Annotated in this window: 22 protein-coding genes; 11 read left to right on the plus strand and 11 right to left on the minus strand. The window is 69.5% G+C overall.

Annotated features, from left to right (window positions below):
- The first annotated feature begins 186 nt into the window (after window positions 1-186).
- The 3 genes from PH189_RS30415 (at window position 187) to PH189_RS04060 (ending at window position 2,228) form a co-directional block, all read left to right on the plus strand.
- The gene (locus PH189_RS30415; RefSeq protein ID WP_378015010.1) at window positions 187-666 is read left to right on the plus strand and encodes a DUF6932 family protein; all 480 of its coding nucleotides are present in this window, start codon (window positions 187-189) and stop codon (window positions 664-666) included.
- 43 nt (window positions 667-709) lie between these two features.
- Window positions 710-1,630 carry a hypothetical protein gene (locus PH189_RS04055; RefSeq protein WP_274187467.1) on the plus strand — a complete coding sequence of 307 codons (921 nt, stop codon included), beginning with the start codon at window positions 710-712 and terminating at the stop codon, window positions 1,628-1,630.
- Window positions 1,631-1,721: 91 nt separating this feature from the next.
- Entirely contained in the window at window positions 1,722-2,228 is a 507-nt protein-coding gene (locus PH189_RS04060) for a hypothetical protein (protein ID WP_274187468.1), read from the plus strand.
- 569 nt (window positions 2,229-2,797) lie between these two features.
- On the opposite strand, the gene PH189_RS04065 is transcribed toward PH189_RS04060, so the two are convergent.
- The 3 genes from PH189_RS04065 to PH189_RS04075 form a co-directional block, all read right to left on the minus strand.
- Window positions 2,798-3,430 carry a hypothetical protein gene (locus PH189_RS04065; RefSeq protein ID WP_274187469.1) on the minus strand — a complete coding sequence of 211 codons (633 nt, stop codon included), beginning with the start codon at window positions 3,428-3,430 and terminating at the stop codon, window positions 2,798-2,800.
- A gap of 910 nt (window positions 3,431-4,340) precedes the next feature.
- Window positions 4,341-4,550: a hypothetical protein gene (locus tag PH189_RS04070; RefSeq protein WP_274187470.1), complete on the minus strand. Its 210-nt coding sequence runs from the start codon at window positions 4,548-4,550 to the stop codon at window positions 4,341-4,343.
- A gap of 622 nt (window positions 4,551-5,172) precedes the next feature.
- Window positions 5,173-5,778 carry an RNA polymerase sigma factor gene (locus PH189_RS04075; protein ID WP_274187471.1) on the minus strand — a complete coding sequence of 202 codons (606 nt, stop codon included), beginning with the start codon at window positions 5,776-5,778 and terminating at the stop codon, window positions 5,173-5,175.
- 433 nt (window positions 5,779-6,211) lie between these two features.
- Between PH189_RS04075 and PH189_RS04080 the strand changes: the two genes are divergently transcribed.
- From PH189_RS04080 to PH189_RS04100, 5 genes are all read left to right on the plus strand, one after another.
- A complete protein-coding gene (locus PH189_RS04080) occupies window positions 6,212-6,541 on the plus strand; it encodes a hypothetical protein (RefSeq protein WP_274187472.1) in 330 nt (109 codons plus the stop codon).
- A 181-nt stretch (window positions 6,542-6,722) separates the two neighbouring features.
- Window positions 6,723-7,688, plus strand: coding sequence for an ATP-dependent DNA ligase (locus tag PH189_RS04085; RefSeq protein WP_274187473.1), 966 nt, complete (start codon window positions 6,723-6,725; stop codon window positions 7,686-7,688).
- 190 nt (window positions 7,689-7,878) lie between these two features.
- Window positions 7,879-8,373, plus strand: a complete 495-nt coding sequence (locus PH189_RS04090; protein WP_274187474.1) for a hypothetical protein — start codon at window positions 7,879-7,881, stop codon at window positions 8,371-8,373.
- Window positions 8,374-8,758: 385 nt separating this feature from the next.
- Window positions 8,759-13,084, plus strand: a complete 4,326-nt coding sequence (locus tag PH189_RS04095; RefSeq protein WP_274187475.1) for a Pls/PosA family non-ribosomal peptide synthetase — start codon at window positions 8,759-8,761, stop codon at window positions 13,082-13,084.
- Window positions 13,085-13,245: 161 nt separating this feature from the next.
- Entirely contained in the window at window positions 13,246-14,901 is a 1,656-nt protein-coding gene (locus PH189_RS04100; protein ID WP_274187476.1) for a DUF418 domain-containing protein, read from the plus strand.
- 141 nt (window positions 14,902-15,042) lie between these two features.
- On the opposite strand, the gene PH189_RS04105 is transcribed toward PH189_RS04100, so the two are convergent.
- The 4 genes from PH189_RS04105 to PH189_RS04120 form a co-directional block, all read right to left on the minus strand.
- Window positions 15,043-15,492, minus strand: a complete 450-nt coding sequence (locus PH189_RS04105) for a hypothetical protein (RefSeq protein WP_274187477.1) — start codon at window positions 15,490-15,492, stop codon at window positions 15,043-15,045.
- Entirely contained in the window at window positions 15,489-16,604 is a 1,116-nt protein-coding gene (locus PH189_RS04110; RefSeq protein WP_337994122.1) for an N-acetylmuramoyl-L-alanine amidase family protein, read from the minus strand. Before PH189_RS04110 ends, PH189_RS04105 begins: the two co-directional genes overlap by 4 nt.
- The gene (locus PH189_RS04115) at window positions 16,585-17,739 is read right to left on the minus strand and encodes an NAD-dependent epimerase/dehydratase family protein (RefSeq protein WP_274187478.1); all 1,155 of its coding nucleotides are present in this window, start codon (window positions 17,737-17,739) and stop codon (window positions 16,585-16,587) included. The genes PH189_RS04110 and PH189_RS04115 overlap by 20 nt, the downstream gene beginning before the upstream one ends.
- A 91-nt stretch (window positions 17,740-17,830) precedes the next feature.
- Window positions 17,831-18,400, minus strand: coding sequence for a hypothetical protein (locus PH189_RS04120; RefSeq protein ID WP_274187479.1), 570 nt, complete (start codon window positions 18,398-18,400; stop codon window positions 17,831-17,833).
- Window positions 18,401-18,507: 107 nt separating this feature from the next.
- Here PH189_RS04120 and PH189_RS30420 point away from each other — a divergent pair, with 107 nt between their 5' ends.
- From PH189_RS30420 to PH189_RS04130, 3 genes are all read left to right on the plus strand, one after another.
- Window positions 18,508-19,095 (plus strand): DUF6153 family protein, encoded by a 588-nt coding sequence (locus tag PH189_RS30420; protein WP_420791485.1) that lies wholly within the window; start codon window positions 18,508-18,510, stop codon window positions 19,093-19,095.
- Window positions 19,096-19,210: 115 nt separating this feature from the next.
- A complete protein-coding gene (locus PH189_RS04125; RefSeq protein ID WP_274187480.1) occupies window positions 19,211-19,858 on the plus strand; it encodes a DUF305 domain-containing protein in 648 nt (215 codons plus the stop codon).
- A 134-nt stretch (window positions 19,859-19,992) separates the two neighbouring features.
- Window positions 19,993-20,898 (plus strand): F510_1955 family glycosylhydrolase, encoded by a 906-nt coding sequence (locus PH189_RS04130; protein WP_274187481.1) that lies wholly within the window; start codon window positions 19,993-19,995, stop codon window positions 20,896-20,898.
- A 71-nt stretch (window positions 20,899-20,969) separates the two neighbouring features.
- Here the strand turns inward: PH189_RS04130 and PH189_RS04135 are convergent, their stop codons facing one another.
- The 4 genes from PH189_RS04135 to PH189_RS04150 all read right to left on the minus strand — a co-directional run bounded on the left by PH189_RS04135 (window position 20,970) and on the right by PH189_RS04150 (window position 25,038).
- Complete coding sequence (locus PH189_RS04135) at window positions 20,970-23,189, minus strand: heavy metal translocating P-type ATPase (protein WP_274187588.1); 2,220 nt, start codon at window positions 23,187-23,189, stop codon at window positions 20,970-20,972.
- 168 nt (window positions 23,190-23,357) lie between these two features.
- Complete coding sequence (locus PH189_RS04140) at window positions 23,358-24,269, minus strand: hypothetical protein (protein ID WP_274187482.1); 912 nt, start codon at window positions 24,267-24,269, stop codon at window positions 23,358-23,360.
- A 137-nt stretch (window positions 24,270-24,406) separates the two neighbouring features.
- Entirely contained in the window at window positions 24,407-24,631 is a 225-nt protein-coding gene (locus PH189_RS04145; protein WP_274187483.1) for a heavy-metal-associated domain-containing protein, read from the minus strand.
- Between the two features lie 125 nt (window positions 24,632-24,756).
- The gene (locus PH189_RS04150) at window positions 24,757-25,038 is read right to left on the minus strand and encodes a metal-sensitive transcriptional regulator (RefSeq protein WP_274187484.1); all 282 of its coding nucleotides are present in this window, start codon (window positions 25,036-25,038) and stop codon (window positions 24,757-24,759) included.
- Window positions 25,039-25,277: the final 239 nt, after the last annotated feature.

The raw sequence follows: 25,277 nt of genomic DNA on the forward strand, positions 1-25,277 counted from the left end.
GGGTCGGTCAGCCCTTCGCTAGAGGCCTAGCCCACCAGCCGGCTCGATTTTCACTCGCATGCGCGAGTCCATGCGTGTGACTTCAGGCTAGGCTGATCGGGTGATGACCCGACACGTCGCCACGTGCGGCGAGAGCTGGCGATCATCGCTGCTAGCCTCCTCGAGCCAACTTCGAGGAAGGCGAGGATGTTCGGACCAGATGGCTACTTGCCGTCACGCGTCCTCGTGTCGCCTGACCAGCTGTACGAAGGATTCGTCGCAGCCTTTCCTCAATCGACAACTCGCGCGAACCTCTTCCAAGCCTGGCTCTTCCACCGGGTCGAGGTGGCCGAACTGGTTCGCGTTCGGATGCAGTGGATCGGTGGCAGTTTCGCGACATCGCGAGTCGATCCCCCAGACATCGACGTCGTTACCTTCATTGAAGGCCCGGAGTTCGAGACTCTTTCGCCAGGACGAATACGGCTGGTCGAGCGACTCTTCGAGGGACCGAAGACTAGAGATGAGCGCGGTGTTGACGCTTATGTCGTCGCATACTATCCCGAAACTCACCCAGCTCGGTTTGGATACGCGCGAGCACGCGGAGATTGGGATGACCACTTCAGTAGGCTGAAGGACGATCACGACCGGTCCCGCGGGTACTTGGAGGTGCGAGATGACCCCAGTTAGCTCCCTCCGCGCCGCCATCGCTCGCCTGGACGAGACTCTGCAAGTGACCGAGGGCACCGAGTACGCCGGGCTGAATCTAACCTCACGTAGCCTCCGACACCTTCGTGGTGATCTAGAGCAACAGCTGGTTGCTGCGAGGCGCTCAGAGGTAGAACTCCACCTGAGTGGGCAACCGGTACTCGACCACGAGATAAGAATCGATAAGCTGGCCCAGTTCTTGGGACGTTTCCAAGAGTCGGTGGCTGCGATCGCCCAGGCGCTAGCGGGCAAGGCGACTTCTCGTGCTCCCATCCCAGCGAATCTTCGTGATGCTTCGAGCCTCCGGCTCGCCGGAGTGTTCCCGGGGTCGTTTGGTGCGACGCTGCGCGGACCAGAAGAGAACGTGGACGATGGCGTTCTTTTCGAACTGCCCAACGAGGATGTCGAGAGCCTGCTCGATCTCTCACTGAAGAGAATACTTTCGATCGTGGATGCGGTGCACCTCACGGATGGCAGCGACGAGGAGACTATCGTCGAGCTCGTTGCTCCACTCGGCTCGAGGGCACTTCGCCATGTGACATGGCTCGCGAAGCTTATGGCCGACGATGAGCTGGATGCCGAGTGGATTTGGACTGCACCGGGCAGCAGCAGCAAGTATTCCGCGCTCTCATCGGGCGGCGCTCGCCGTCTATACCGAGTTCTTAGTAACAACGAAGCGACTGAAGAAGCTCAAGTTGTACGCGGCCTGCTCGGAGGGGCGAGCGAAATCAGAAATCGCATCGAGCTGCAGCTTGCCACCGGCGAGATTATCAACGCGCGCGTCGCGGACGATGTTGTTGCTGCTCTTCGTGACTACTTCGGCTCGGAGGTGAACGCGACCTTCAACGTACGGACTGTCACATCGAGGACATCAGGGATCGTGAGGAACTACTACCTCTTGACCGACCTGGAATACGCGATCCCTCCGGGACAGCAGCCCAGCTAGCCCGATCTGTCGCACCCCCGGTGCTCCCATGCCCGCAGGCCGGCTGTATTGTGCGAGCCCACATTTCCTAGGAATCGATAGAGAGCCTTCGATGCCCTTCAGCAGGTTGGAAGAGAGTGAGTTGCAGGGGCTGTCAGAGGACCAGCTCAAGGTCGCTCGAGAGCTCGACCGGTTGACCATCGCTGTCGCTGCTCAGGTCAACACAGGTTATGCACGAGCCCGCGGATGGCAAGCAGCTCACACAGTACTGAGCCCACTCACGGCCACACTTGCCGGAGCGGCAGGACTGACCGGAATCTCTGGGCTCATCGGCACAACTGGGGCCGGCGTCATCGCTCTATCCGCAGCGGTGGTCGCCGCTGCAGAAGGTGCGCTGAATCCTGCGGGTCGTGCCGTTAAGGCGCGTGACGACGCCGAATCGTTCATCGCGGTGCGTGATGAGATTCGTCAATTCGCCTACCTCCGCCTCGGTGAGATGTCGGCGCTGGAGGGAACTGAACAGGTTGGAGCTTTCACGAAGAGGCTGCACGAGATTGGAGAGAAGGCCGACCCGCCAGGCATCCTGATGTGGCGTCGCATTAGGCGCGGCTCATCATGAAGATGAACTTGCCCTTGCGCCAACGGCCAATCGGGGCGGCGGCCATCGCGCGGCCTAAGTCGAGCCTCTTCGTAGGGACTGGGCAGCACTAATTATGGCGTCGTAGGAGGCGGGTCTGTAGCCCAGGTCTGCGACACCAAGAATGACGGCGAGACGCCCGATTAGAACATCTCGTGGATCGTCTGTATCGGGCGATGAGCGCGGTTGCGTCCTGGCCGTCTGCCACGTCATCAGATGGTCCGATGCGGTCAGCTCCTCTACGGCGACCCGTGCCGCACGCGCAAGAGTGGCCGACCGCGTCGCCTTTGCTGTTCCGCTGATGACCTGGCCGTCCTGCTCCAGGCGAGCGCGGACGCGCTCGACGAGAGCCTGGTCAACCTCGACCTCCTTCTCGATACGCGAACCCGACCCTCGAGGCCGCCCCTCGACGTCGAGTCCTGACTACCTGCTCGTACTTGTCTCGGAGGCGCACTGTGCGGACCGCCGGGTGATCACCTGAGCGTGGCTGCGACGCGAGGGGTCGAGTTTGGCCGATTATGACTGACCCGCTCCGGACCGCCCCGGGAAAGCTAGAACAAATCGGCGCTATTCGGAAGCAGTGCGGTCCTTTCTACGGCGGATAGACTGCGCTCGTCGTGCCGGAATGGAATATAGGTAGGGTGGCCCTCGCGGACCCGTAAGAGTCCGAGCGCTCCTCCTTGTTCCTTGACCATCCCGTGAGTTTCATTGAGCAGGCTGGCCAGAACCGTATCCGCCGAAGGCGCGTCGTTCTTGAGGGTCTTTGGTACGCGGTTGTTCGCCTCAGCGCGCGCGATCCATAGCTTCTTTTCAGAGACACCATACTTCAACGGTGCCGCCTGCGGATTCAGCCTTGCAGATCGGGCAATAACCATTGCGGCCAAGGCCCGCACTTGAATCGGATGTAGGGGAGTTTTGCGGAGCATAGCGAAGAGAGGCGACGTCATAAGCCCGTTGAGAAGTCCGCGATCGTCGATCGCTCCAACGACGACCACCTTCCCCAACCTCAGAATTACCGGCGACGGCCAGCCCAAGGGGATGATTGCATCGAAGTCGCACAGCTCACAGCCACTCTCTTGTGCTAAAAAGGTGGCGAAAGTCGAGTGTCCGTTCGGAACGTAGGCAACGCCTCGACACTCTTGGAGCAGGTCGTGGAGGTGCGCGAGACCCTCTAGGTCTTTCACGGTCGCTATAGTACTCGAATTGCGGTCTCGGATATCCGAGCGCAGTCGAAGGTCGTTGCGTCTAGACCCATAAGCGATCTTCACGGTCCAGCCCCGAAGCGTTCTCTCGCCCAGCCGTTCTACGGCGGCCGGGCCGACATCAAACGCTTGCTGGACTGACTTTTCCAGCCTGCTGAGATGCTCGTTGTTGCACTTCTTGCAACAGGGAATCGCAAAGTGGCGAAGGGGCAACCCAGTTAGATTCGGAAGTAGCATTAGCGCGCGATCACGCCACGCCGGGAACCGGCGCTGAAGCCACTTTGGGAAGACGTCCTCTACGCTCCGACTTGTCTCGTCTAGGGCAAGGTTGCAGACGAAGCACCTATCCTCACCTAGGCCGCGACCTAACCAGGGTTTGAAGTCAACTCCCCCCATCTCCATGGCCTCATGTAGCGGCGCTTCAGGTGATGTCATGATGAGATCTGGATTGCAGCGTTGCTGACGAACATCGCCTCTGAGTCGTGACGGCTCGCTGTGTTCCAACGTCGCTGCCGCCCCCGCACTTGGACACGGCGGTAAAGGCTAGTCGCCTACGACTCTTTCGGCACGCCTCGTGACCGCCACCCCAACGATCACGCCGCCGCTGCGCCTCGTCAGAGGCGACCCCGACCAGCAGCCCGCCGAACGCAGCCGGTACGACGACGCCGACGCCCGCCGCGCTCGCCGAGGTGCTCGCCGGCCCCACCGGACAACCCGACCCGGACCGGACGAAGCGGAGCACTTGAGATCGCCCACGACGTCATGGCGTATCCCACGGCGACGGCCCCTCGGGCCCGCACTTGCTCGACAGGCAGGCAACGAGGCACCGGGACGTACCTAGCGTCCTCCGGTGGCCGGAGTCGGGCGATTCGACGGAACACATGGCCGGCTGCTAGCCCGAGTCCTGGTCGTCGGGGTGGCCCAGACGGCCCCGGTCCACGATGTCTCGCGGCGCAGGAGCGTCGGGATCGGGATCGACGCCGAACCACGCAGCCCGCATCACGCTGCCCCACTCCAGCGGCCCGGCCGGGTCCACCGCCGCGTCCACCGCCTCTCGTAAGGCGTCAAAGTCGCCGGGACCTTCATCCGCCTCGTGTGCCATGAACGCACCGTGCCTCATTACAGAGGTCGACATGGGCGGTTTCGCGCACTTAATTGCCTCGGCGTCCCCGCCTCGCCGGTCGCTGTGGGGTAGGTGCCGTCGCCACCGCGCCCGAACGGACAGCACCACCAGCGTCACAGCCAGGGTCGGGTACGGCGAAGTTGGCGACCAGTTCATTGATCGCGGTCGCCCACCCCATGCGTTCAATTTCCGCGTCGGCGGCTAGCACCTCGCCTCGCTTATCGCCCCATCAGCGGGTCGCGGAGCCCGGAGCGCGGAGCGCGGAGCGCGGAGCGCGGCGAGGGTGCGGTCGATGCTCGCGAGCACGTTGAGCGGAGTGATCTGACCAGACTCATGCGCGCACAGGAGCGCCCACGACGCGCGATGTGCGGTGTCGTCGAAGCCGCCCAACAGGTGCAGAGCCGCTTCAGCGCGGCGGTTTCCGTCGAGGGCGGCGGCGAATAGTTGGCCTATCGCCTCGCAAGGAATATCGCGGGCGGCCTCGGTCTCGAGGCCTTCGGTAGGGCGCGAGCTGGTGTCGTGAATGGTCATGCAGGTCTGACGCATCCCGCGGGCTCGCCGTTCCCACCGTCGCGAAGCAGGTGGGAACGGCGAGTGGCCGTCATGGATCGGCCCGAGCGTCCTCGCGCTCCCTCGTCGCGAGATGGGCGACGATGGTTGCTCGGGCGCGATGTGCACGCGACTTGACGGTGCCCACGGCCACCCCGAGCAGCTGTGCAGCCTCCTCGTTCGTGAGCCCGTCGAGGTGAAGCACTTCGAGCACGAGGCGCTGCTCCCGAGGCAGCAGCGCGAGCAGGTTGGGCAGCACGGCCGCCGCGTGCTCGCGGTCGATGACCGCTAGTGAGGGGTCGCCGGGGTCGGTGCGCTCGGGCTTGTCGTGGGACTTGTACAGCTCCCCGAACGGCATCGCGCGGTGGGTTTGGCGGCGCCGCGCGGCGTCGATGGTCTCGTTGACGGTGATGCGGTGCAGCCAAGTCGACACCTTTGATCGTCCGTTGAAGGTGCTCGCGCCCTGCAGCACCCGCAGCCACACGTTCTGCACCACGGCCTCGGGGTCCGGCTCGAACCACGACAGTCGGCGGACCAGCGAAAACAGCAGACGCTGGTAGCGGTGCACCAGGACCGCGAGGGCGTCGGTGTCCCCGGCGACGTAGTCGGCGAGCAGCTCGGCGTCGGTACGCGGGTCCTGGTCGGGCTGGGTGGTCATGGCGGCCTCCGACCGAAAGAGGGGTCGGGGCTGGTGGGCCCCGGGGCGGTGGGCGGAGGCGCTTGCTGCCTCCACCGCCCGAAGGGCGCCGAGCGGGCCGTCGAGGCTCGCGGTCAAGGGCCGGACGAAGTCCGGTCGCGTAGCGACGCGCATGCGCCCTTGACCGGGAGGAACGGCCCGATCAAGCTCCCGGGGGCCTCCAGCACCGGCGGCCGCGCAGCGGCTCGATCTCGCGCCGCAGGCGCCCCGGCCGCCCGGCCGTGAGGAGCACTGCGCCGGCGGCGCACACCGACCCCAACCGGCGTGCCCGGCTACAGGCCGACCTGCGAGCAAGGACGAGACGAGCCCTTGTCGTCCGGCCGTGCCACGCTGGGGCGTCGCCCGCGCTTCCCCCGCGGAAGGACGCTCGTCTCGTCCTGTCCAGGAGGTGTGTGTGGTCCAGCCAGCCGAGCTCCGGCGCCGCGAGCAGCGCCGGCTCGAAGCCGAGCAGATGGTCCAAGCCGCCGCGGTGGTGCGTGAACGTGGCCCCGGCGGGTTCGCCGGCCTGAATCGCGAATCCGCCGACGCCGTCGGTGCGCTGCTCGAGACCCTCGCCGATGACTGGCGCGAGCGCCCGACTTCGCCCCGGGTGTGGGAACACGCGGCGCGCGCCGCCGAGCGCCTGGTGCACGACCCGATCCGTGAGCCCGCCCCACAGTTCCCTGGCCCGCTACCCGCTGGCTACGAGGGCCCGCGCCGCGACAAGACCGACCATCCCCTGTAGCCCAGCGGCCGCGCCCACACCTGCGGCTGCGCTCCGACGAGAACTTGAGCCTCATCCGCGGATCACGGCGCGTCCCGGACCGGCCGGTGCTCGGTGGCGCAGCGAAGGTCGAGGTCTCGGTCGGTGGTGAGTCGGCCTCCTCCGGTGGCAGAGCCAGCCCGCCCTCGGTGAGACTCCTGCGGTGGTCGAGAAGGTCGCGGTGATGCTGTCGCGGTCGGTCGACGTCCTGCCGACCGAAGGGCCCTGGGCCTACGAGCCCAAGCTCGACGGCTTCCGCTGCCTGCTCTCGATCAAGGAGTTCGGCGACGTGCGACTCGACAGCCGACGCGCCAAGCCGCTCGGCCGGTACTTCCCGGAGATCGTCACTGCCGCGCACTTCCTGCCATCGGGTCTCGTCCTCGACGGCGAGCTCGTCATCGCCGGCGACGGGGGCGTGGACTTCTCCGCACTGCAGCAGCGCCTCCGGTACTCCTCTCCAGCGCGTACTTCTCAGTTGGCGAGCGAGATGCCAGCTTCGCTGGTCGCCTTCGATGTCCTGGAGCGCGACGGCCACGACCTGCGCCGCTCCCTCTACGACGAGCGACGCCAGGTCCTCGAGGTGGTGCTGAGCGAGGCTCCCCGCGCAGTAGGGCTCATGCCCATGACCACCGACCCTGAAGCCGCGGGCGCCTGGCTGCGCGACCAGCCGCCGGGCATCGAAGGCGTCGTGGCCAAGCGCCGCGACCAGCGCTACCGCCCCGGCGCCCGCAGCTGGCAGAAGCTGCGCGCCCGCGACACCGCCGAGGCCGTCATCGGCGGCATCTTCGGCACCCTCGAGCACCCCGAAGCCCTGGTCCTCGGCCGCTATCGAGGCGGCCGGCTCCGCGTGGTCGGCCGCACGAGCCCGCTTCCGCTGGCCGCGCGCGCCGAGCTGCAGCGCCTGCTGCGATCGCCGCGCACCGAGCACCCCTGGCCGTTGCGGCTGCCGTCCAGCCGCTTCGGACAGACTCCCGGCAGCGAGATCGAGTACACCCAGGTCGAGCCGGAGCTGGCGGTCGAGGTCGAGACCGACACCGCCTACGAGCAAGGCCGATGGCGCCACGCCACCAAGTACCTGCGCCTACGACCGGACCTAGCCCCCGAGGACGTCGCAGCCGACTCGGCGTAATGCGGCCCGAGCGCCACCCGCGCCTGGTAGATGTCGGTAGCAGGGAGTACCGGCCAGGATCGTTCTCGCGTCTGGTCTGAAGGCTATTCAAGGGTCTACTTTGCGGAGCGTAGGCGAATTGCCGCAAAGGGGTGACACCGTGTCGGGACTCCGCGACTCACGGTGGCAAGCGGTCGCAACCCTGGCCACGGTGTCCGTCGCACTCGCGACCATCGTCACCCTCACGTCGACGATCGCCACCGACCACGTGTGGGCCCTCGCCATCCTCGTCGTTGCCGCCGGCGTGGTGCGCGCCGCGTGTGCGGGCGGAGTGACGTCCATCCTGTGCCTCGCCGGAACGATGGTCATCGGCCAGCCGATCATGCACATGATTGGTGAGCTCACGCATTCGCACGCGCTTGCGGCGAGTCACAGCGTGCTCGCGTGTCTCGTTCTCATCGCCTTCCACGTGGCGCTGTTCGTGGTTCTCACGGCGTTGACCACCGCTTGCGACACGGCCGGACGCGCACTCCTGGCTCGTTTCCGCCGTCTCGTCCGTGTCGTGCTCCGGACGGTCGGGCCTGTTCAGTACGACGCGCTGACCCTGAGGTTCGAGCCACCGGCTCGCCGCTCCAAGCAACGTGTGAGCGCACGTCTGCCCGAGCGGCGCGGTCCGCCCGCCGTGCTCGTCGCTCTCGCTTCCTAAGCGCAGGCAACAGAGGACGGCGCGGCGTAGTCCGCCACGACCGCCCAACCCGGCGTCGCGTGCAGCGGTGACTTCGAGGGCCCCGTCCCGGTTGGATGCCGACCGCGCCGTCGGACCTCTTGAGGTGGCCACCGCGCGGCTTCGTCGGTCGGCCGTGGTCGACCGATCCGCGCTCTCTGAGCGATCCACACGTCGTGTGCGGTCGCGCGCTCCGGCCGCAGCCGTCGGTCGGGGCTCGAACACGACCGCCGCGGGCCACCGCGGCCCCTCCCACCGTTCTGCTCTGCCCGTTCTCGTCCTGCCCTTCATGGAGACACCGTGACCACAGCCACGCCTCGCGACCGTGCCGTCGGAGATCCTCCGCGACTCGATCGGGCGACCTGAGATGACCAGGTCCGGCCACTCCGGCGACGGGGCCACACGCACCTTCCGTCTCGGTCGCAGCACCACCGCGATCGCCCGGCCGCGCAGCCGTGCCCAGAACCCGGTCAGCGGAGACGATCACGGCGCGCTGCGACCGCGGACGTCGCCGGAAGACCGGCTCGCGCGGATGCTGGAGCGGCGCTGCGACCAGTTCCGGCGACTCGGTCGAGCAGGGTGCCGCGCCGTCGAGGCGGCGGAGGGGTCGCTCACCTACGACGACCTCGACATGTCCGCGAACCGGCTGGCCCGCTTCCTGCACGGGCGCAAGGTGGGGCCCGGGGACCGGATCGCGATCCTTCTCGAGCGGCCGCTCGACGCACTCGTCGCCCAGGTCGCCGTCGCAAAGCTCGACGCAGCCAGGGTGCCCGTCGCGCCAACCCTGTCGAACCAGAGTCTCGCGGCGGTACTCGACGCCTCGGGCGCCAGTCTCGTCATCACCAACGCGGCCGCGGCGGCGCGCCTCGACGCCTCCGACGTCGACGCGGTCTATCTCGACCGGGTCGCCGCTCGGGTCGACGCCGAGGACGTTCGCCGGCTGCCCGACGCCTGGCGGACCTCGCCGTACGAGTCACCCGCCTACATCCTCGTCCACGCCGACGGGGCCGGCGGTGGTCTGCGGGTGCCTGCCATCGGCCATCAGGCGGTCACCAACCTCGTCGAGGTCGTCGGTGATCTCGTCGACATCGGCGAGAACGACCGTGTCTTCCATGACCCGCGCCTGAGCTCCGACCTCGCGGTGCTCGAGACGTGGCTGGCGTGGTCCCGTGGCGCCACGGTCGTCACCCCTCCGGTCGGCGCGGAGCTGCGTGGACCCGCACTGGGCCGATTCCTGCGGGACCGGGGGGTCACGGTGCTCCGCGCGGACCCCGCGCAGGTGGTCGGTCTCGACGTCGAGCTCCCCCGTCTACGGCTCCTTCTCGTCAGTGGTGTGGAACGACCTCGAGAGTTCCTGGAGGCGTGGCGACGCCCGCGGCGGCGGCTCATCGGTCTGCACGGGCCGCCCGAGACCACCGTCGCCGCCCTCTGGAGCGAGCTGCACGCGGACCGCGCGCCGACGTTGGGGCGTCCGCTCCCCACGTACGGGGTCGTGGTCCTCGACGCCCACGATCCGACTCGCGTACCGCCGCCGGGCGAGGTCGGCGAGATCGGGATCACCGGTGTCGGCGTCGCTCGCGGCTACGTCGGGCGCGCGGACCTGACCCGTCAGGCCTTCCTCGACGCGACGCCGGTGGGTCGGGTGTTCCGCACCGGCGACCTCGGGCGGATCACCACGGATGGCGAGGTCGAACGGATCGCCCGACTCCACGGCAGCGCAGGCCGCGGCGTCCGCGACCACCCGGGCAACGCCCAGCCACCGCCGAAGTCCGCGCCCCGGCGCAGGTCCAGCCGCACGGTCGTCATGCGCCAGCCACCCGGTGCGCCACCTGCGCCGGGCGCCCCACCGGGGACGCCCCGTCGCCAGCCCGGGCGCACCCCACCCCACCAGCCACCGCACCGGATCGAGCGCGCGAGCCCGCCGCCTCGAGGTGGACCTCCCTCGCCGGCGCTGGGGTTTGCGCCGTCGGCGCCGGCTCCGGTCTCACCGGGGGCCCCGTCCACGGGGTCTTCGGACGCGCCCGCTGTCGAAGCTGCGCTCACCGCGATCTTGAGCGAGATCCTGGGCCGCGACACCGTCCCGCCGGGCGCGAACTTCTTCGACGACCTCGGCGCCGACTCGCTGCTCATGGCCCGCTTCTGCGCCAAGGTCCGCAAGCATCCACAGCTGCCGTCGGTGGCGATGCAGGACATCTACCAGAACCCGACGCTCGCGGCGTTGGCTAAGGCGTTGGCCCCGTCGTCGGATCAGGGCGCGGGAGCAGCGGACATCCAAGCCCGGCTCGGGACGATCCTGGGTGAGGTCCTCAGCCTGGAGACCGTGGCTCCCGCCGCCCACTTCTTCGACGATCTCGGCGCCGACTCGCTGCTGATGGCGCGCTTCTGCGCCAAGGTGCGCAAGGACCCCGGCCTGCCGACCGTCGCCATGCCCGACATCTACGCCCACACGACCCTGGCGAGCTTGGCGGCCTCCCTCGCTCCGGCGGGAGGACCCGCCGAACCGCGGTCGACCGTCGCCGTGGCGCCTCCCTCACCCGCGTCCACCGGACCGCGCGCCGGCGCCCTGGCGATGGTCCTCTGCGGCGCGGCGCAACTCCTGCTCTTCCTCACCTACACCTACGTCGTCGCGATCTTCCTGACCTGGGCCTACGGCTGGGCCACCACGGCGACCGGACTCCTCGACCTCTACCTGCGCGCCGTCGGCATCGCAGCACTGGGGCTCCTCGGGCTCGTCGCGCTCCCCGTGGTCCTCAAGTGGGTGCTGGTCGGCCGATGGCGACCGACCTCGATCCCGGTCTGGAGCCCGGCGTACCTGCGCTTCTGGGTCATCAAGGTCCTGATCAGAACGAACCCGATGGTGATGTTCACCGGCACGCCCGCCTACAGCCTCTACCTCCGTGCGCTCGGCGCGAAGATCGGTCCGGGGGTCGTCCTGCTGACCCGCCAGGTCCCCGTCGCCACCGACCTGTTCTCGGTAGGGGGCGGCACTCTCATCCGCAAGGACGCGTCGGTCTCCTGTTACCGCGCGCACGACGGCAACATCGAGATCGGTGGCGTGACCCTGGGGGCGAACGTCGTCATCGGCGAATCGACGGTGCTCGACGTCCAGACCTCGATGGCCGACGGCTCGGTGCTGAGCCACAGCTCCTCGCTGCACCCCGGGCAGTCCGTCCCCGCGGGTGAGACGTGGCACGGCTCGCCGGGGCGGCGCGCCGCGATCACCGTCCCGATCGTTCCGCCTGTCCCCTGTGGCCGCCTGCGCCGTCTCGCCTACCCCGTCGTGACCCTCGCCGTCGCGCTGTTCGTCGCACTTCCGGCCACGATCACCCTTGCCGCCCTCGTGCATGCGGCCGCCCCGCAGGTCGAGGCACTCTTCGAGCCCCCGGTCGGGGCCGTCGCCTCCGGCGGCTATTGGGTGCAGACCCTCGTCCTGAGCAGCGTCCTCTATCTCGGCGCCCTGGTGATCGGGTTGGTGATGGTGATGACACTGCCGCGCCTGCTCGCCCTCGGGCTGCGACCCGACCGCCTCTATCCGCTCTACGGACTGCGGTACTGGCAGCAGCGCACCGTCGCCGCCCTGACCAACGTCAAGGCGTTCGTCGAACTGTTCGGCGACAGCTCCGCGATCCCCTACTACCTCATGGCCATCGGCTACCGCTTGCGCCCGTGGACCCAGACCGGCTCCAACTTCGGGATGACGGTCAAGCACGAGAACCCGTTCCTGACCGTCGTCGGGCGCGACACCGTGGTCGCCGACGGACTGTCGGTGATGAACGCCGAGTACTCACCCACCTCGTTCCGGGTGTCCGCCACCACCATCGGAGCCCGCAACTTCCTGGGCAACAACATCGCCTATCCACCCCAGGGGCGCACCGGCGACGACTGCCTCCTGGCCACCAAGGTCGCCGTCCCGGTCGACGGTCCCGTCCGGACAGGCGTCGGACTGCTCGGATCACCCAGCTTCGAGATCCCCCGCACCGTGGCGCGCGACAGCGCGCTCGAGGCCGGCGACCCAGAGGTCCTCGCCCGGGCGATGGTCCACAAGAACCGCCACAACACCATGACAGTGGCCCTGCACCTGCTCGTGCGCTGGCTGTTCAGCTTCTTCGTACTCGTCGCCGTGGCCGCGGTCGCGTCCCTGCCCGTGCGCCTCGGCGCCTTCGAGGTGGTGATCGCCGAAGCGCTGATCATCGCGATCACCATCGTCTGGTTCGTCGCGGTCGAACGAGCCGCGGCGCGACTCAAGACCTTCGCTCCCGACGGCTGCTCGATCTACGACCGGGGATTCTGGCGCCACGAGCGCTACTGGAAGGTCCCGTCCCCGAGCTGGATGCGCCTCTTCAACGGCACGCCGTTCAAGTCCTGGATCTGGCGTCTCCTGGGCGTGCAGATCGGGAAGCGCGTATTCGACGACGGTGCCTCGATCATCGAGCGCGGCTTCACCACAATCGGCGACGAGTGCACCCTCGGCGAGAACTCGGTCATCCAGTGCCACTCGCAGGAGGACGGCGCCTTCAAGTCCGACGTCGTGGTGATCGGGGCCCGGGTCACCCTCGGCGTCAACTCCTTCGTGCACTACGGCACCACGGTCGGCGACGCCGCCGTCCTGGCTCCCGACACCTTCCTGATGAAGGGCGAGGACGTCGCCGCCGGCGAACGCTGGGGCGGCAACCCCGCGCGGTCCATGGCCTGACGTCGGTGAGGTGACCGCGCTTCGGGTCAGCCAGACGGTTGCCTCGAGGTGACAAGACCCTGACCTCGATGGTCGAGCTCTGTGCCGACGCGGTAATTCTGCGCCGACCTCGAACGGCGGACGCTTCTCTTGTCACCGCTTGAAGGCGCAAGGAGCCCGCAATGATCACGACGGTCCCGCCGCATCCGCGGACTCCGACCTCGGCCGGCGCGGTCACCAATCGCTTCCCGGCGATGCGGCCCGCCTCGTCGTCGATCGACCCACCGACGGTGAAGCTCGTCCTGACACGACCGCTCGCCGCGGCCGCCGCAGTCGTCACGTCCTCGGCCTCGCGGGTCCGCGGTGTCGACGCGGCTCGCGGCATCGCGCTGCTCGGGATGATCGCCGCACACACGCTTCCCCTCGCCGAGGGCGGCCTGCCCACGATGGTCGGGCGGCTGGTCAACGGTCCCGCCGCGGCGCTGTTCGGGGTCCTGGCCGGACTCTCGGTCGCGATGCTGACCGGACGGCGCCGCCTCGAGCTGGGCACCGAGCCCGCCCGCCGCTACGCCCTGCGCCTGGTGGTGCGGGGCCTCGCGATCGGGTCGCTCGGACTCGCCCTCGGCCAGGTTGCGCTCGGCAGCATCGACGTGATCCTGACCTACTACGGCGTGCTGTTCGTGCTCGCCGTTCCGCTGGTGTTCCTCTCGACCCGCGTCCTGGTCGTCCTCGGCGCGGTGCTCACGGTCCTCGCCCCCGTCACCGGGTTCCTGCTGCGGGCGCAGCTGCCGCCCACCGAGCTGCTCGACCCGTCCTTCACCATGCTGGTCACCGACCCCGCCGGGCTGCTGACCACCCTGATGTTCACCGGCGCCTACCCGGTCTGGCCCTGGCTCGCCTACCTCTGCATCGGCCTCGCCGTCGGCCGTCTCCGCCTCGACAGCACCCGCGTCGCCGCCACACTCGCCGGGGGCGGGGTCCTGCTCGCCCTGGTCGCGAGTGTCGCCTCCAGCCTGATCCTGCAGGCTGCAGGCGGGCTCGAGCAGCTCCTCGCCTCCTCCGGCCTCTCACCCGAGGAGCTCGCCGCCCTGTCGGCCGAGGGGCCCAACGGCGTCACGCCGACCACTAGCTGGTCGTGGCTCGCGGTCACCCTGCCGCACTCCTCCACCCCGTTCGACCTCGCCCGCACCATCGGGACCTCACTGGCGGTCCTGGGCTTCATGCTGCTGCTCGACCGCCTGATCGCGCGCTCCGCCTCCGGCACGCCCGCCCGGGTCCTGAGCGCTGCCCGGAGCCCCCTCGCGGCGGCCGGGTCGATGACCCTGACGTTCTATGTCCTCCACGTCGTGGTATCCGGGCTGGCCCCGGAGAGCGACCCGTGGGTCCTCTTCCTCGTCCAGGTCGTCGCAGCTCTGGCCGTCGGGGCGCTCTGGCAGCGGCGCGTGGGGCGTGGACCGCTGGAGACGGGCGTGGCGAAGCTCGTCGACGCCGTCGTCGCCGCCCCGTCCCGAACGACAGCGCCGACCACGGCCGTCCGTCCCCGCGTCGGATCCCGGCTCCAGTCCGCGCTCGCCGTCACGGTCCTCGTCGTCGTGGTGGCCACCGGCGCCGGCGTCGCCCTCGCGTTCCCGGCGTCGCAGGACACTGCCACCGTGACGAGCGCGGAATCCGACACGTCCGAGGAGACCCCGGCCGAGGAGCCCGGAGCCGTCGAAGGCGCTGACGGCGACACGGCAGGCAACCCCGCGGCCGGTGAACCCGCATTCCCCGAGTCCGGTGACGCCGCCAACGCGCCGGAGCCCGGAAACGACGGGGCCGAGTCCGGCGATGAAGGCTGAGGCCGCGGTCTGGCGCGGCACCATGTCGAGCTCGGCGGAGGTCTGCGGGGCGTCGCCCGAGGGGGCGCCGCCGGTGCCCGCCTCGCAGGTCGTGCCCTCCTCCGGCGCGAGCGGTGGGGCCACTGCGAGGTGGGACCGTCGCTAAGAAACGGTGACCTCGAGCAGCCTCACACCGCTGCGCTCGAGCTCCGCGGTGTAGACGCCTGACCGATCCGCCGTGAACTCGAGGACAGCTCGACCTCCCGGATCGGTCGGGGCAACACGTTCGTAGCCATGCAGGTGAATGTCGTCCGCGACATCGGTCGACACCGCGAGCAACACCGTGCTGCCCCTTCCGACTTCGACCTGATCCGACTTCCGAGCGAGTCGGCCCCGCTCGAAGAGGATCGAGACGACCGTGCCGTTCGGCGGTGTCGCGATTGGCGGAGCATCGTCGTCGCCCGCTCCAGAGGAAGGCGCGGTCGGCGTTGCGCTGGGGGGCACGGCAGCTGGGGCGACGGTGTCTCCGCATCCCGTCACGAGACCGACCACCACGGCTCCCATGAGCAGCACCGACGCTCTCCAGCTCCTTCGTGCCTCCTCGCGCGTCATCGGCGTTCCTCGTCGAGGTAGTCCTCGACGCCGGAGCTGATCGCACCCGCAAGGACGTCGACGCCGCGCGGGGTTGCCACCGCCGTCAGGTCGCCCGGGTTGGTCAGGAACAGGGGCTCGACGAGCACTCCCGGCATGGCGCTGGGTTCGTCCTTCGAGCCGGGGGCGCCCGGCCCGAGGAGGACGAGATCGCCGCCGCCGGTTTCGCCGCCCGAGGAGTCGTCGATGACCCCACGGTCGGGCGACGGCTCGCCGAGTGCGGCTAGGCCAGCGCGGATGTTGGTCTGCAGCGATTGGGCGAGCGCCCGGCTGCGGGGAGCGAGCGGCCGGTCAACGTCGTACAGGGTCTCCGAGCCCCTCCCCGAGGGATCGTCGAAGGAGTTGAAGTGGACAGACACGAGCGCGTCGGTGCGCGCGATGTTGGCACACCGCACGCGACCCACGAGGTCCTTCTGGCTCGCGGCAGTCGTCAATGAGCCGTTCTGCAGGTCGTCGGGCTCGGTCGTGCTGCCGAGCTCATCCGTCGAACGCGACAGCACCGCGGTGAAGCCGGCTGTTCGTAGGCGGGAGGCCACGGCGAGGGCGACCGGCAGGGTCAGTTCCTTCTCGGCCACGGTTCGACCGTCGAGCGTGGTACCGAGGGAACCGGGGTCCGGCCCCCCGTGCCCTGCGTCCACCAGGACCGTGCCGCGCGATGCAGGGCCGGACGGAAAGGCAATGCATCCGCCCGGAGCGAACGACCGAGCATCGAGGACGATCGACGACGGCGCCGCCGGCATCGCTGTCGGCCGTTCCGGCCGAGGAGTCTCGCTCACGAACTGCGCGCTCAGGACCGACCACGCAGCGAGGGTGGCCCCCACGAGCGCGGCAAGCAGTCCGCGCAGTGCACCGTGCTGCCGACGGGCCACTCGATGGCCAGACCGACCATGTGGCCGAGTCCGACTCTTCTCCTCACGGAGACCAGCCGTCCCGGCGGTAATCCGCGCCACACGCGTCGTACTCGGGCGGCGAATCGGCACCGTCGGTGTGCGGTCGTCACGACCAGACGTCACGTCAGCCTCACCAAGTCCGGTCTGTCTCGATCGGAGGCGGTCACGTGCGGCCCTGCACATGGAGTCGGAACTTGCTTCGGACCCCGTCCTGAGACCTTCCCGGCACACCGGCCCACCCGTGATCAGCCTCTTGGCGGGTGAGGTGCCAGTGCACTGTCTGGGTCAAGCCTTGCGGGAGAGACGTGGTGGAGCGCCAGCCCAGAGCGTCGAGAGCCGGTAGCGGGTCGGCGATGTGGGCGACGTCGTTCGCCCGGTCCGCGAGGTCGCCGAACCCGAAGGCACCCTCGTAGCCGGTGAGCGTGGCCACCATCCGCACCATGTCCGCGATGGTGGTCGAGGTGCCCGATCCGATGTCGGCCACGAGTCCCGGCGCCGAGGGGTGGACGGCGGCGAGCAGGAACGCGTCACAGACGTCGTCGATGTAGACCCAGTCGATGGGTCGCGTCCCGCTGCTCAAGCGCGGTGCACGACCCTCGAGCAGGCTTCCGACGACGTACGGAAGCAGCTTGGTCTCGTCGGGCTGGCTCGGCCCGTAGACCATGGCGGGGCGCAGGACGGTCACCGGAAGCCCCCACTGCTGGTGGAACAGCTGCGCACAGGCAGTCGCCGCGACCTTCGCCGCGGCGTAGGGCGAGCACGGCGCTTCGCCCGCGCGCGGTTCCTCCACCGAGCCGGCGAGGACGACCCTCCTGTTGCCCAGGCGGTGCGCCGCGGTCATCACGTTCACCGCGGCCCGCGTGTTGTTCTCGAGCATGGTGCCCAGGACGTCGGCACTGCGGTGGCCGGCGACGGTGCTGGCCAGGTGGAGAACGACCTCCGGGTTGCTCTCCCGAACGAGGCGGTCGGTGGCGTCGGCGTCGGCGAGGTCTGTCTCGTGCCACGTCGCGCGCCGACGCCCGGGAAGGCCGTATCGCGAGGTGCCGGACGGAGCGCGGCCCGGACGGGCGACAACGTGCACGTCTGCGTCGACGTCCAGGAGCCGCGCGAGGAGATGCCCGCCGATAAAGCCGCGGGCTCCGGTCACCAGGACTCGACGGGAAGCCAGGCTCGGGATGTCGGACAAGGTCGTGGCTGGCCGTGGACGGGGAAGGTTCGCAGCCAAAGTGCCAGGCATGAGTGAGGTCCTCACAGGGGTGGCGGGTGGTGTGTGCACCCGGCGCCGACGGTTTCCTGCGAAGCTCGCGTCGATGATCAATACGGAGTTGCGTGGCGCGCGGGACATCCCCGAGGCGCGTCCGCCCTCCTCGCGAGGCAGGAGCCTCGGAGGTAGTGGGGTCAGCCGTCGATCAGGAAGCGAGCACGGGAAGCATCGGAGGCCCGCGTCGGTGAACCTGTCGGGAGAAGAGCAGTTGATGCTCGCGTGGGGGTCCGGCGTCGCGTTCGGTCGTGATGACGCACGTCGAGATCGGCGCCGCAGGGAGGTGCAGGACCCGGGCGAGCACGAGCACAACGGTGGAGACGACGTAGCGACATGCGGGTTCGCTCGCGGCGACGGCAACGACGAGGAGCGCGACGACGACGTGGAGCGCGACGATCGAGACGCTCTGGGGCCATCCGTGCGAGTGCGACAGCCACTCGGTACCGGCCTGGGTCACCTTGCCCAGCGCATGCACTGCAGGTTGCCCGACGACGGCGAGGTTGGCAGCCGCGAAGGTCCCCTGGAACCGCCCCGGCAACCACAGGCGCCCGATGCCGACGACCAACGCGACCAGCCCCACTGCGAGGGCATGGGTCGGGGGTTCGTCGGCGAGCAGGTCGAAACCGACCGCGACGATGAGCACCAGCACGGACGACGCGACCAGTAGAGCTGAGCGCAGGCGTGAGCGGTCACGCTGAGTCGCCACCGAACCGGACACGGCGGGGACGCTAGCACTCGATGGTGGTGGCCAGCCGAGCTGCTCGCAGCCCAGGGTTACGGGTCTCGTCACCCGCGACGCCGACCAGGTGCAGGAGCGCCCTCGGCATGCGAGTCGCCTTCGGTATCGTCGGCGGCGTGATCCGCTGGCACGGCAGCTCGCGGCACCGCGCGAGCGCGGTGTCGAGGCAAGTGTTGACCAGCTGGTCCGGCCGCCTCGCTCTCGTGGTCGTAGCACTGGGGCTCGTCCTCATGCACCACGTCGTGGGGGCCCATCAGCATGCGAGCCCGGGCCCACCGCAGGCCGGGCCAGCCGCTCACTCGATGGCCAAGCCCGGCGGAGCGCCATCGATCGCACACCATGAGCACGACCTTGCCCCGGGCCCGGAGGCGGCGGTCGGCAGCGAGCAGGTAAGGCCCCCCGGCACCCAGGTCGGCGTGGTCGTGCAGAGCAGTGCCGCTGTCCTGCACCAGCACCCCGACGGGAGCGGTCACGACCACTCGGGATCGCTGCTCCACATGTGCCTCGTGGCGCTCCTCGGGGCTGTGGTTCTGCTCCTCGTGCTCGTCCTCCTCGCGTCGTGGTGGCGGCTACCGCGGCGCGTGACCGCCGAGCGTGGTCGCACGGTTCTCGATGAACCGCGCGCTCCACCGACCTCGTCGAGACTCGCGGAGCTCCAACTCCTTCGGCTGTAGGCCGGCCCACCGCCTGCACGCGCGTCTGCGAGACGCCACCGTGCAGCGGCGCCGAGCCCTGTCCTCAGCACCAGCCACTGCGCATCGGCCGGTGCTCAGCCGAAGGAGATTCCTCGTGCGTGCACGTTTCGTCGGCGGCGTCATCGCCGCCGCCACCGCCGCGGTCCTGACCGCGGGTTGTTCCGGGTCGTCGACCGCCCCGGCGGGCGGTCCCACCGCGTCGCCGCCGGTCTCGTCCCAGTCCGCCGTCGCGCCGATCTCGTCCGAGCACAACGAGGCGGACATGATGTTCGCCCAGGGCATGATCCCCCACCACACTCAGGCCATCGCCATGTCCTCGCAGGCTTCGGAGCGCGCAGCCTCGCAAGAGGTCAAGGATCTGGCCGCCCGCATCGAGCAGGCTCAGGGCCCCGAGATCGAGCAGATGAACCAGATGCTCGCCGCGTGGGGGGCACCGCAGTCGCAGCCCGGCAGCACGGCGATGCCTGGTATGCCGGGCATGCCCGGGATGCCGATGGGCGGCATGCCCATGCCGGGGATGATGGATGAGGCCCAGATGCAGCAGCTGGCCGCGCAGTCCGGTCCAGCGTTCGACCGGATGTTCCTGCAGATGATGGTCGAGCACCACAACGGTGCCATCCAGATGGCCCAGACCGAGCAGGCCCAGGGATTGAACCCGCAGGCCAAGCAGCTCGCCGGCGCCATCGTCGCCGATCAGCAGCAGGAGATCTCCGAGATGCAGGCCCTGCTCAGCAGGGTCTGACCGACCGGGGACGGGCGGCCGCGGCCGTCCGTCTCCCCCCACGGCTCGGCGCGTGGGCGCCCGTCCCCGGACCCGGCTCCATCGGCCGACCGCATGCTCGCGCGGCGGCGTCCCCTGCCTCGAGAGGAGGCGAATTGACCAGAACGTTTCGGCGCTACCGGCGCCGTCGAGCGATCGTGTCGACCCTCGTCGTCGCCCTGGCGACAGTCCTCGGCGCTGCGTGCACCCGCGACGACACCGCCATCGGACGTCATGAATCGTCGCCGTCCGTGCCCGGTCACGTCCATGGCCTCGGGATCGATCCCCTCGACGGCGGTCTCTACGTCGCGACGCACGGCGGACTGTTCCGTTCCGGCCCCACCGGCCTCGAGAAGGTCGGTACATCAGCGGCCGCGAACCGCGACCTGATGGGCTTCCTCGTCGCCGGAGCCGGCCAGTTCATCTCGAGCGGACACCCCTCGCCTCTCGAGGCGACCCCCGACCCCCTCGGGCTCGTCCGGAGCACCGACGGCGGCCTGTCCTGGCAGAACATCGCCCTCGGTGGCGAGGTCGACTTCCATGCTCTGGACCAGGGGCCGGGAGGCATCTACGGAGTCGATGCCGAGGGCAGTCTGCGGTTCAGTCGGGACGGTGGTGCGCGGTGGGAGGCCTGGCCGGCACCACCGGCACTTGATGTGGCTGCCGACCCGCGCCGGCCTGATCACCTGGTGCTGGCGGTCGTCGCCGGTGTCGTGGCCTTCGACGGCCCCGCCGCATCTGCCCCGGACGCGACTGCTCCGGCCGTGGATCCCACCCCCCAGATGGCGTTCCTGTCGTGGGCGCCGGACGGCGAGTTGTTCGGCCTGACGCCCGACGCCCGCCTGCTCACGAGCCCTGACGGAGGTGCCACCTGGCTCCCGCGCGCCACCGTTCCGGGAGGTCGGGCGCAGGCGCTGACCGCCGTCGGACAAGGGCGCGTTCTCGCCGCGACCGCAGGGGGCGTCCACGAGAGCCGTGACGGCGGCGGGACGTTCACCACCGTCGCCGTGATGGCCACGTGACCCGCCAGCGACGTGGGCGGACGTGCGAGGACGCCCGCCCGGGATCGTCTCCGAGCGGGCGTCCGGTCGGGTCACGCGGCGGCGCGAGCGCGGAATCGCCGCAGACGGAGGCTGTTGGCGACGACGAAGACCGAGGAGAAGGCCATCGCCGCACCGGCGAGCATCGGGTTGAGCAACCCCGCAGCAGCCAGGGGCAGCGCTGCAGTGTTGTAGGCGAACGCCCAGAACAGGTTGCCCTTGATGGTCGACAGTGTGCGGCGGGAGAGCCGGATGGCCTCGACTGCGGCCCGCAGGTCTCCGCGCACCAGGGTGAGATCACTGGCCTCGATGGCGACATCGGTGCCGGTGCCCATGGCCAACCCCAGGTCGGCGCGCGCGAGCGCGGCGGCGTCGTTGACACCGTCGCCGACCATGGCCACGACCCGGCCCTCCTTCTGGAGGCGTGCGACCACCTCGTCCTTGTCCGCAGGCATGACCTCGGCGATGACCCGCTCACGGTCGATGCCGACCTCGGACGCGACGGCACGAGCGGCCGGCTCCGCGTCGCCGGTGAGCAGGACCGGGGTCAGGCCGAGAGCACGCAGGCCGCGCACGGCCTCGACACTTCCCTCCTTGACGGTGTCGGCGACGGAGAGGAGACCGCGCGCCGCGCCGTCCCACGCCACCGCCACCACGGTGTGTCCGCGGGCCTCGGCGTCCGACTTCGCCCCGGCGAGGTCCGCCGGCATGGCCACCGACCAGTCCTCCAGCAGGCGCGGCCGCCCGACGAGGACGGCGTGGCCATCGACGGTGCCGTGGACCCCGAGTCCCTCGTCGTTGGCGAACTCCTCGATGGGCGGGAGTGGCCGGTCCGAGCGCCCGCGCGCCGCGGCTGCGATGGCCCGGGCGACGGGGTGCTCCGAGGCGTCCTCGAGGGCGCCGGCAAGGCGGAGCACCTGTGCGGGGTCCTCGCCGTCAGCGGGGTGCACGTCGACCAGCGACATGCGGCCTTCGGTGATCGTGCCGGTCTTGTCCAGGACGACGGTGTCGACACGACGGGTGGACTCGAGGACCTCCGGGCCTTTGATGAGGATGCCCATCGCTGCGCCCCGACCGGTGCCGACCATCAACGCCATCGGTGTGGCCAAGCCCAGCGCGCAGGGGCAGGCGATGATCAGGACCGCCACGGCTGCGGTGAACGCCGCCGCCGCCCCGACCCCAGCGACCAGCCAGAAACCGAGCGTGGCGGCCGCGAGCAGGATGACGATCGGGACGAAGACGCCCGAGACACGGTCGGCCAGACGCTGGACGGCGGCCTTGCCGGTCTGGGCGTCCTCCACCAGACGCGCCATCTGGGCCAGCTGGGTGTCCGCACCGACCCGCGTCGCACGGACGACGAGACGACCGCCCGCGTTCACGGTCGCACCGATGACCGCGTCACCGATCCCGACCTCGACGGGCACCGACTCACCGGTGACCATCGAGGCGTCGACCGCCGACGTGCCGTCCTCGACCTCGCCGTCGGTGGCGATCTTCTCGCCAGGTCGGACGACGAAGCGGTCGCCGACGGCCAGTCGCTCGACCGGAATCCGGCGTTCGACGCCGTCGCGGAGCACCGCGACGTCCTTGGCGCCGAGCTCGAGCAGCGCGCGCAGGGCGGCTCCGGCGCGGCGCTTGGCCCTGGCCTCGAACCAGCGGCCGGCGAGGATGAACGTCGTGACCCCGGCCGCGACCTCGAGGTAGATGTTGCCGGCACCGTCGGTCGGTGCGATGGACAGCTCGAACGGGTGGACCATTCCGGGCACGCCGGCGGTGCCGAGGAAGAGCGCGTAGAGCGACCAGCCGAAGGCGGCGAGGGTGCCGAGCGAGATCAGTGTGTCCATGGTCGCGGTGCCGTGGCGCAGGCTGGCCCACGCGGCGCGGTGGAAGGGCAGCGCGCCCCACACGATCACCGGGGCGGCGAGCGCGAGCGACGCCCACTGCCAGTACATGAACTGCACCGCTGACACCATGGCCAGCACGATCACGGGGATCGAGAGGACGACGGAGACGAGCAGCCGGGTCCGCAGGCTGTCCGCCTCGCTTCCGCGGTTCCCCTCGGCCTCGGTGCCGTTGGCTTCCGCCGCCGACGGCGGCGCCGGGACGGACGCCGTGTAGCCGGCCGCCTCCACCGCGCCGATCAGATCGCGGGCGCTCACGTCGGACGTGACGGCGACGCGTGCCTTCTCGGTGGCGAAGTTGACCGTCGCCCGGACTCCGTCGAGCTTGTTGAGCTTGCGCTCGATGCGGTTCGCGCACGAGGCGCAGGTCATGCCGCCGAGGACGAGCTCGACCTGTGGGGTCGGGGTGTCGTGCTGCTCGGGCGATGCGCCGACGGTGTCTGGGGCGGCCGCGCCGGTGTTCTCGGTGGCGGTGCTCATCCCGCGTGTCCTTCCTGGGAAGCCTCGGAGAGGCCGTGCTCGACAGTCGATGGTGGGTGATCAGTGGCCATGCGGTGTAGCCGACTCGTTGTGGCCGCTCGGGGCATCGACCGGCGTCCCGGGACTGGCCGCAGCAACGACCGTGAACTCCGCTGTCCGGACGACGCCTTGATGGGCGAAGTCGAGGTAGAGCCGGTAGGGACCGGCCGAGGGCACCTCGGCGAGGAACTCGATCGTCGGCCCCGCTGCGGTGCGGCCGTCGCCGGGGTTACCGGTGGGGTGCACGTGCAGGTACGCGAGGTCGCCGGTGCGGAGTGCGACGAGGTGGCCGTACGCGGCGAGGTAGGGCTGCAGGTCCGTCACGGGAGCTCCGTCCCGCGAGACCGACAAGGACAGGGGACTCTCGGTGCCGGGGACGAGGGCGCCCGTGAGCGTCACCGTGTAGCCGTCCGGGGTGGTGGCGGTCGTGGACGGGGGCGGCAGGGGCACGGGGCGGTAGGTACCGGCGACCGCGATGTCACGGCCGAGGGTCTGCGCCTCGCTGCGCCCGTCCGGCGCGAAGTCCGCGAACACCCGGTGATCGCCGGCGGCGAGGGACGTCGTGGTGCGCCAGGTGCCGTACGGGTCCATGACCGGGTGGAGGTGCTGGAAGCCGCTCTGGTCGCGTCGCACCAGGATCAGGTGCAGTGGCTTGTCGTGGGTCGGGGTGAAGGCGGTCACGGGTGCACCGGTCGGGCCCAGGATGCGGAACGCCAGCTCACCGGAGCTGTCTGCCTGCCCCGGGGTGGCGAGGATGTCGAGGGTGTAGCCGTCCTGCGAGACGGCGAGGCCGCTGACGTCGCTTCCTGCGGCAGGGGCGCCGGGCCCGATCGGCCCCTGCGTCGGTGCCGGGGCGGGTGGCAGCGCTGCCGCGGGAGCCGGGGTGGGTCCTGCGACCGCGGCGATGCCTCCGCCCACGGCGAGGGCGAGCACCAGCGCGAGGGCGAACCCGAGGAGACGGACAGCGGGGCGATCGAGCCGTGATCGCCATGAGGGACGTTCGGTCGCCCGACCCTCCGAGGAATCGCCGGACGCCGTCGAACGCTCCGTCCTCTCCGGGCTCGTGGTGCTCACGACGTCCTCCCCGAGCCTTCGAGCTGGTAGCCGGCCTCCTCCACCGCGGCCCGGACCGCGTCGTCGTCGACCGGGCTCGCCGCCGTCACGACCACACGACCGGTGGCGAGATCGACGTCGACGCCCGACACGCCAGGAACTTCTCCGACCTCTTCCCGCACCGAAGCGACGCAGTGGTCGCAAGTCATACCGGTCACGGTGTAGGTGCTGGTCTCGCTCATGGGTCGTCTCCGTTCTCGTCGACCGCCCGATGACGGTCAGGTGGATCGGTCCGCGCTTCTGCCCGAGGCGGGCGGGCGCAGAGCCGGCGGGAAAGGACGAACAGCGCCGTCCCTCTCGAGAGCGATCAGGACTTGACGAGTCGCGCGATCGCTGCGCTGGCCTCGGAGATTTTCTCGTTCGCCACGTCGCCGCCCTGCGCGGCTGCCTCGGCCACGCAGTGGCTGAGATGGTCGTCGAGCAGGCCGAGCGCGACGTTCTCGAGGGCGCTGGTCGCGGCAGAGACCTGGGTCAGGATGTCGATGCAGTACTTGTCGTCGTCGACCATCTTGGCGATGCCGCGCACCTGCCCCTCGATGCGGCGCAGCCGCTTCAGGTACGCGTCCTTCTCCGCGGTGTAACCGTTCATCACCGGGCTCCTCTCGTTGACCTCGAACATACCCCTGGGGGTTTTTTGTCAACCGGCGTCCTGCGGGCGATGCCTGGACGGCGCCACTACGGGACGAAGATGCAGCTAGAGGCTGTATCAATCAGTCAAGCGGAGAGGATTCAGGGCGAGGGCGACATTCACGGACACTTGCTTATGATACCCCTACCCCCTATCTTTCTCGTGGTACGGCTACCCCCTAGGGGTATTGTCAGAAGCGG

Source organism: Actinomycetospora chibensis, assembly GCF_028737215.1.
Taxonomy (GTDB): domain Bacteria; phylum Actinomycetota; class Actinomycetes; order Mycobacteriales; family Pseudonocardiaceae; genus Actinomycetospora; species Actinomycetospora chibensis.

Bases quoted from the DNA above. Each gene is read 5' to 3' on its own strand.
- PH189_RS30415 (WP_378015010.1), top strand. From the start codon at position 187: ATGTTCGGACCAGATGGCTACTTGCCGTCACGCGTCCTCGTGTCGCCT.
- PH189_RS04060 (WP_274187468.1), top strand. From the start codon at position 1,722: ATGCCCTTCAGCAGGTTGGAAGAGAGTGAGTTGCAGGGGCTGTCAGAG.
- PH189_RS04070 (WP_274187470.1), bottom strand. From the start codon at position 4,550: ATGGCACACGAGGCGGATGAAGGTCCCGGCGACTTTGACGCCTTACGA.
- PH189_RS04075 (WP_274187471.1), bottom strand. From the start codon at position 5,778: ATGACCACCCAGCCCGACCAGGACCCGCGTACCGACGCCGAGCTGCTC.
- PH189_RS04095 (WP_274187475.1), top strand. From the start codon at position 8,759: ATGACCAGGTCCGGCCACTCCGGCGACGGGGCCACACGCACCTTCCGT.
- PH189_RS04100 (WP_274187476.1), top strand. From the start codon at position 13,246: ATGATCACGACGGTCCCGCCGCATCCGCGGACTCCGACCTCGGCCGGC.
- PH189_RS04105 (WP_274187477.1), bottom strand. From the start codon at position 15,492: ATGACGCGCGAGGAGGCACGAAGGAGCTGGAGAGCGTCGGTGCTGCTC.
- PH189_RS04110 (WP_337994122.1), bottom strand. From the start codon at position 16,604: ATGTGCAGGGCCGCACGTGACCGCCTCCGATCGAGACAGACCGGACTT.
- PH189_RS30420 (WP_420791485.1), top strand. From the start codon at position 18,508: ATGCGAGTCGCCTTCGGTATCGTCGGCGGCGTGATCCGCTGGCACGGC.
- PH189_RS04135 (WP_274187588.1), bottom strand. From the start codon at position 23,189: ATGACCTGCGCCTCGTGCGCGAACCGCATCGAGCGCAAGCTCAACAAG.
- PH189_RS04145 (WP_274187483.1), bottom strand. From the start codon at position 24,631: ATGAGCGAGACCAGCACCTACACCGTGACCGGTATGACTTGCGACCAC.
- PH189_RS04150 (WP_274187484.1), bottom strand. From the start codon at position 25,038: ATGAACGGTTACACCGCGGAGAAGGACGCGTACCTGAAGCGGCTGCGC.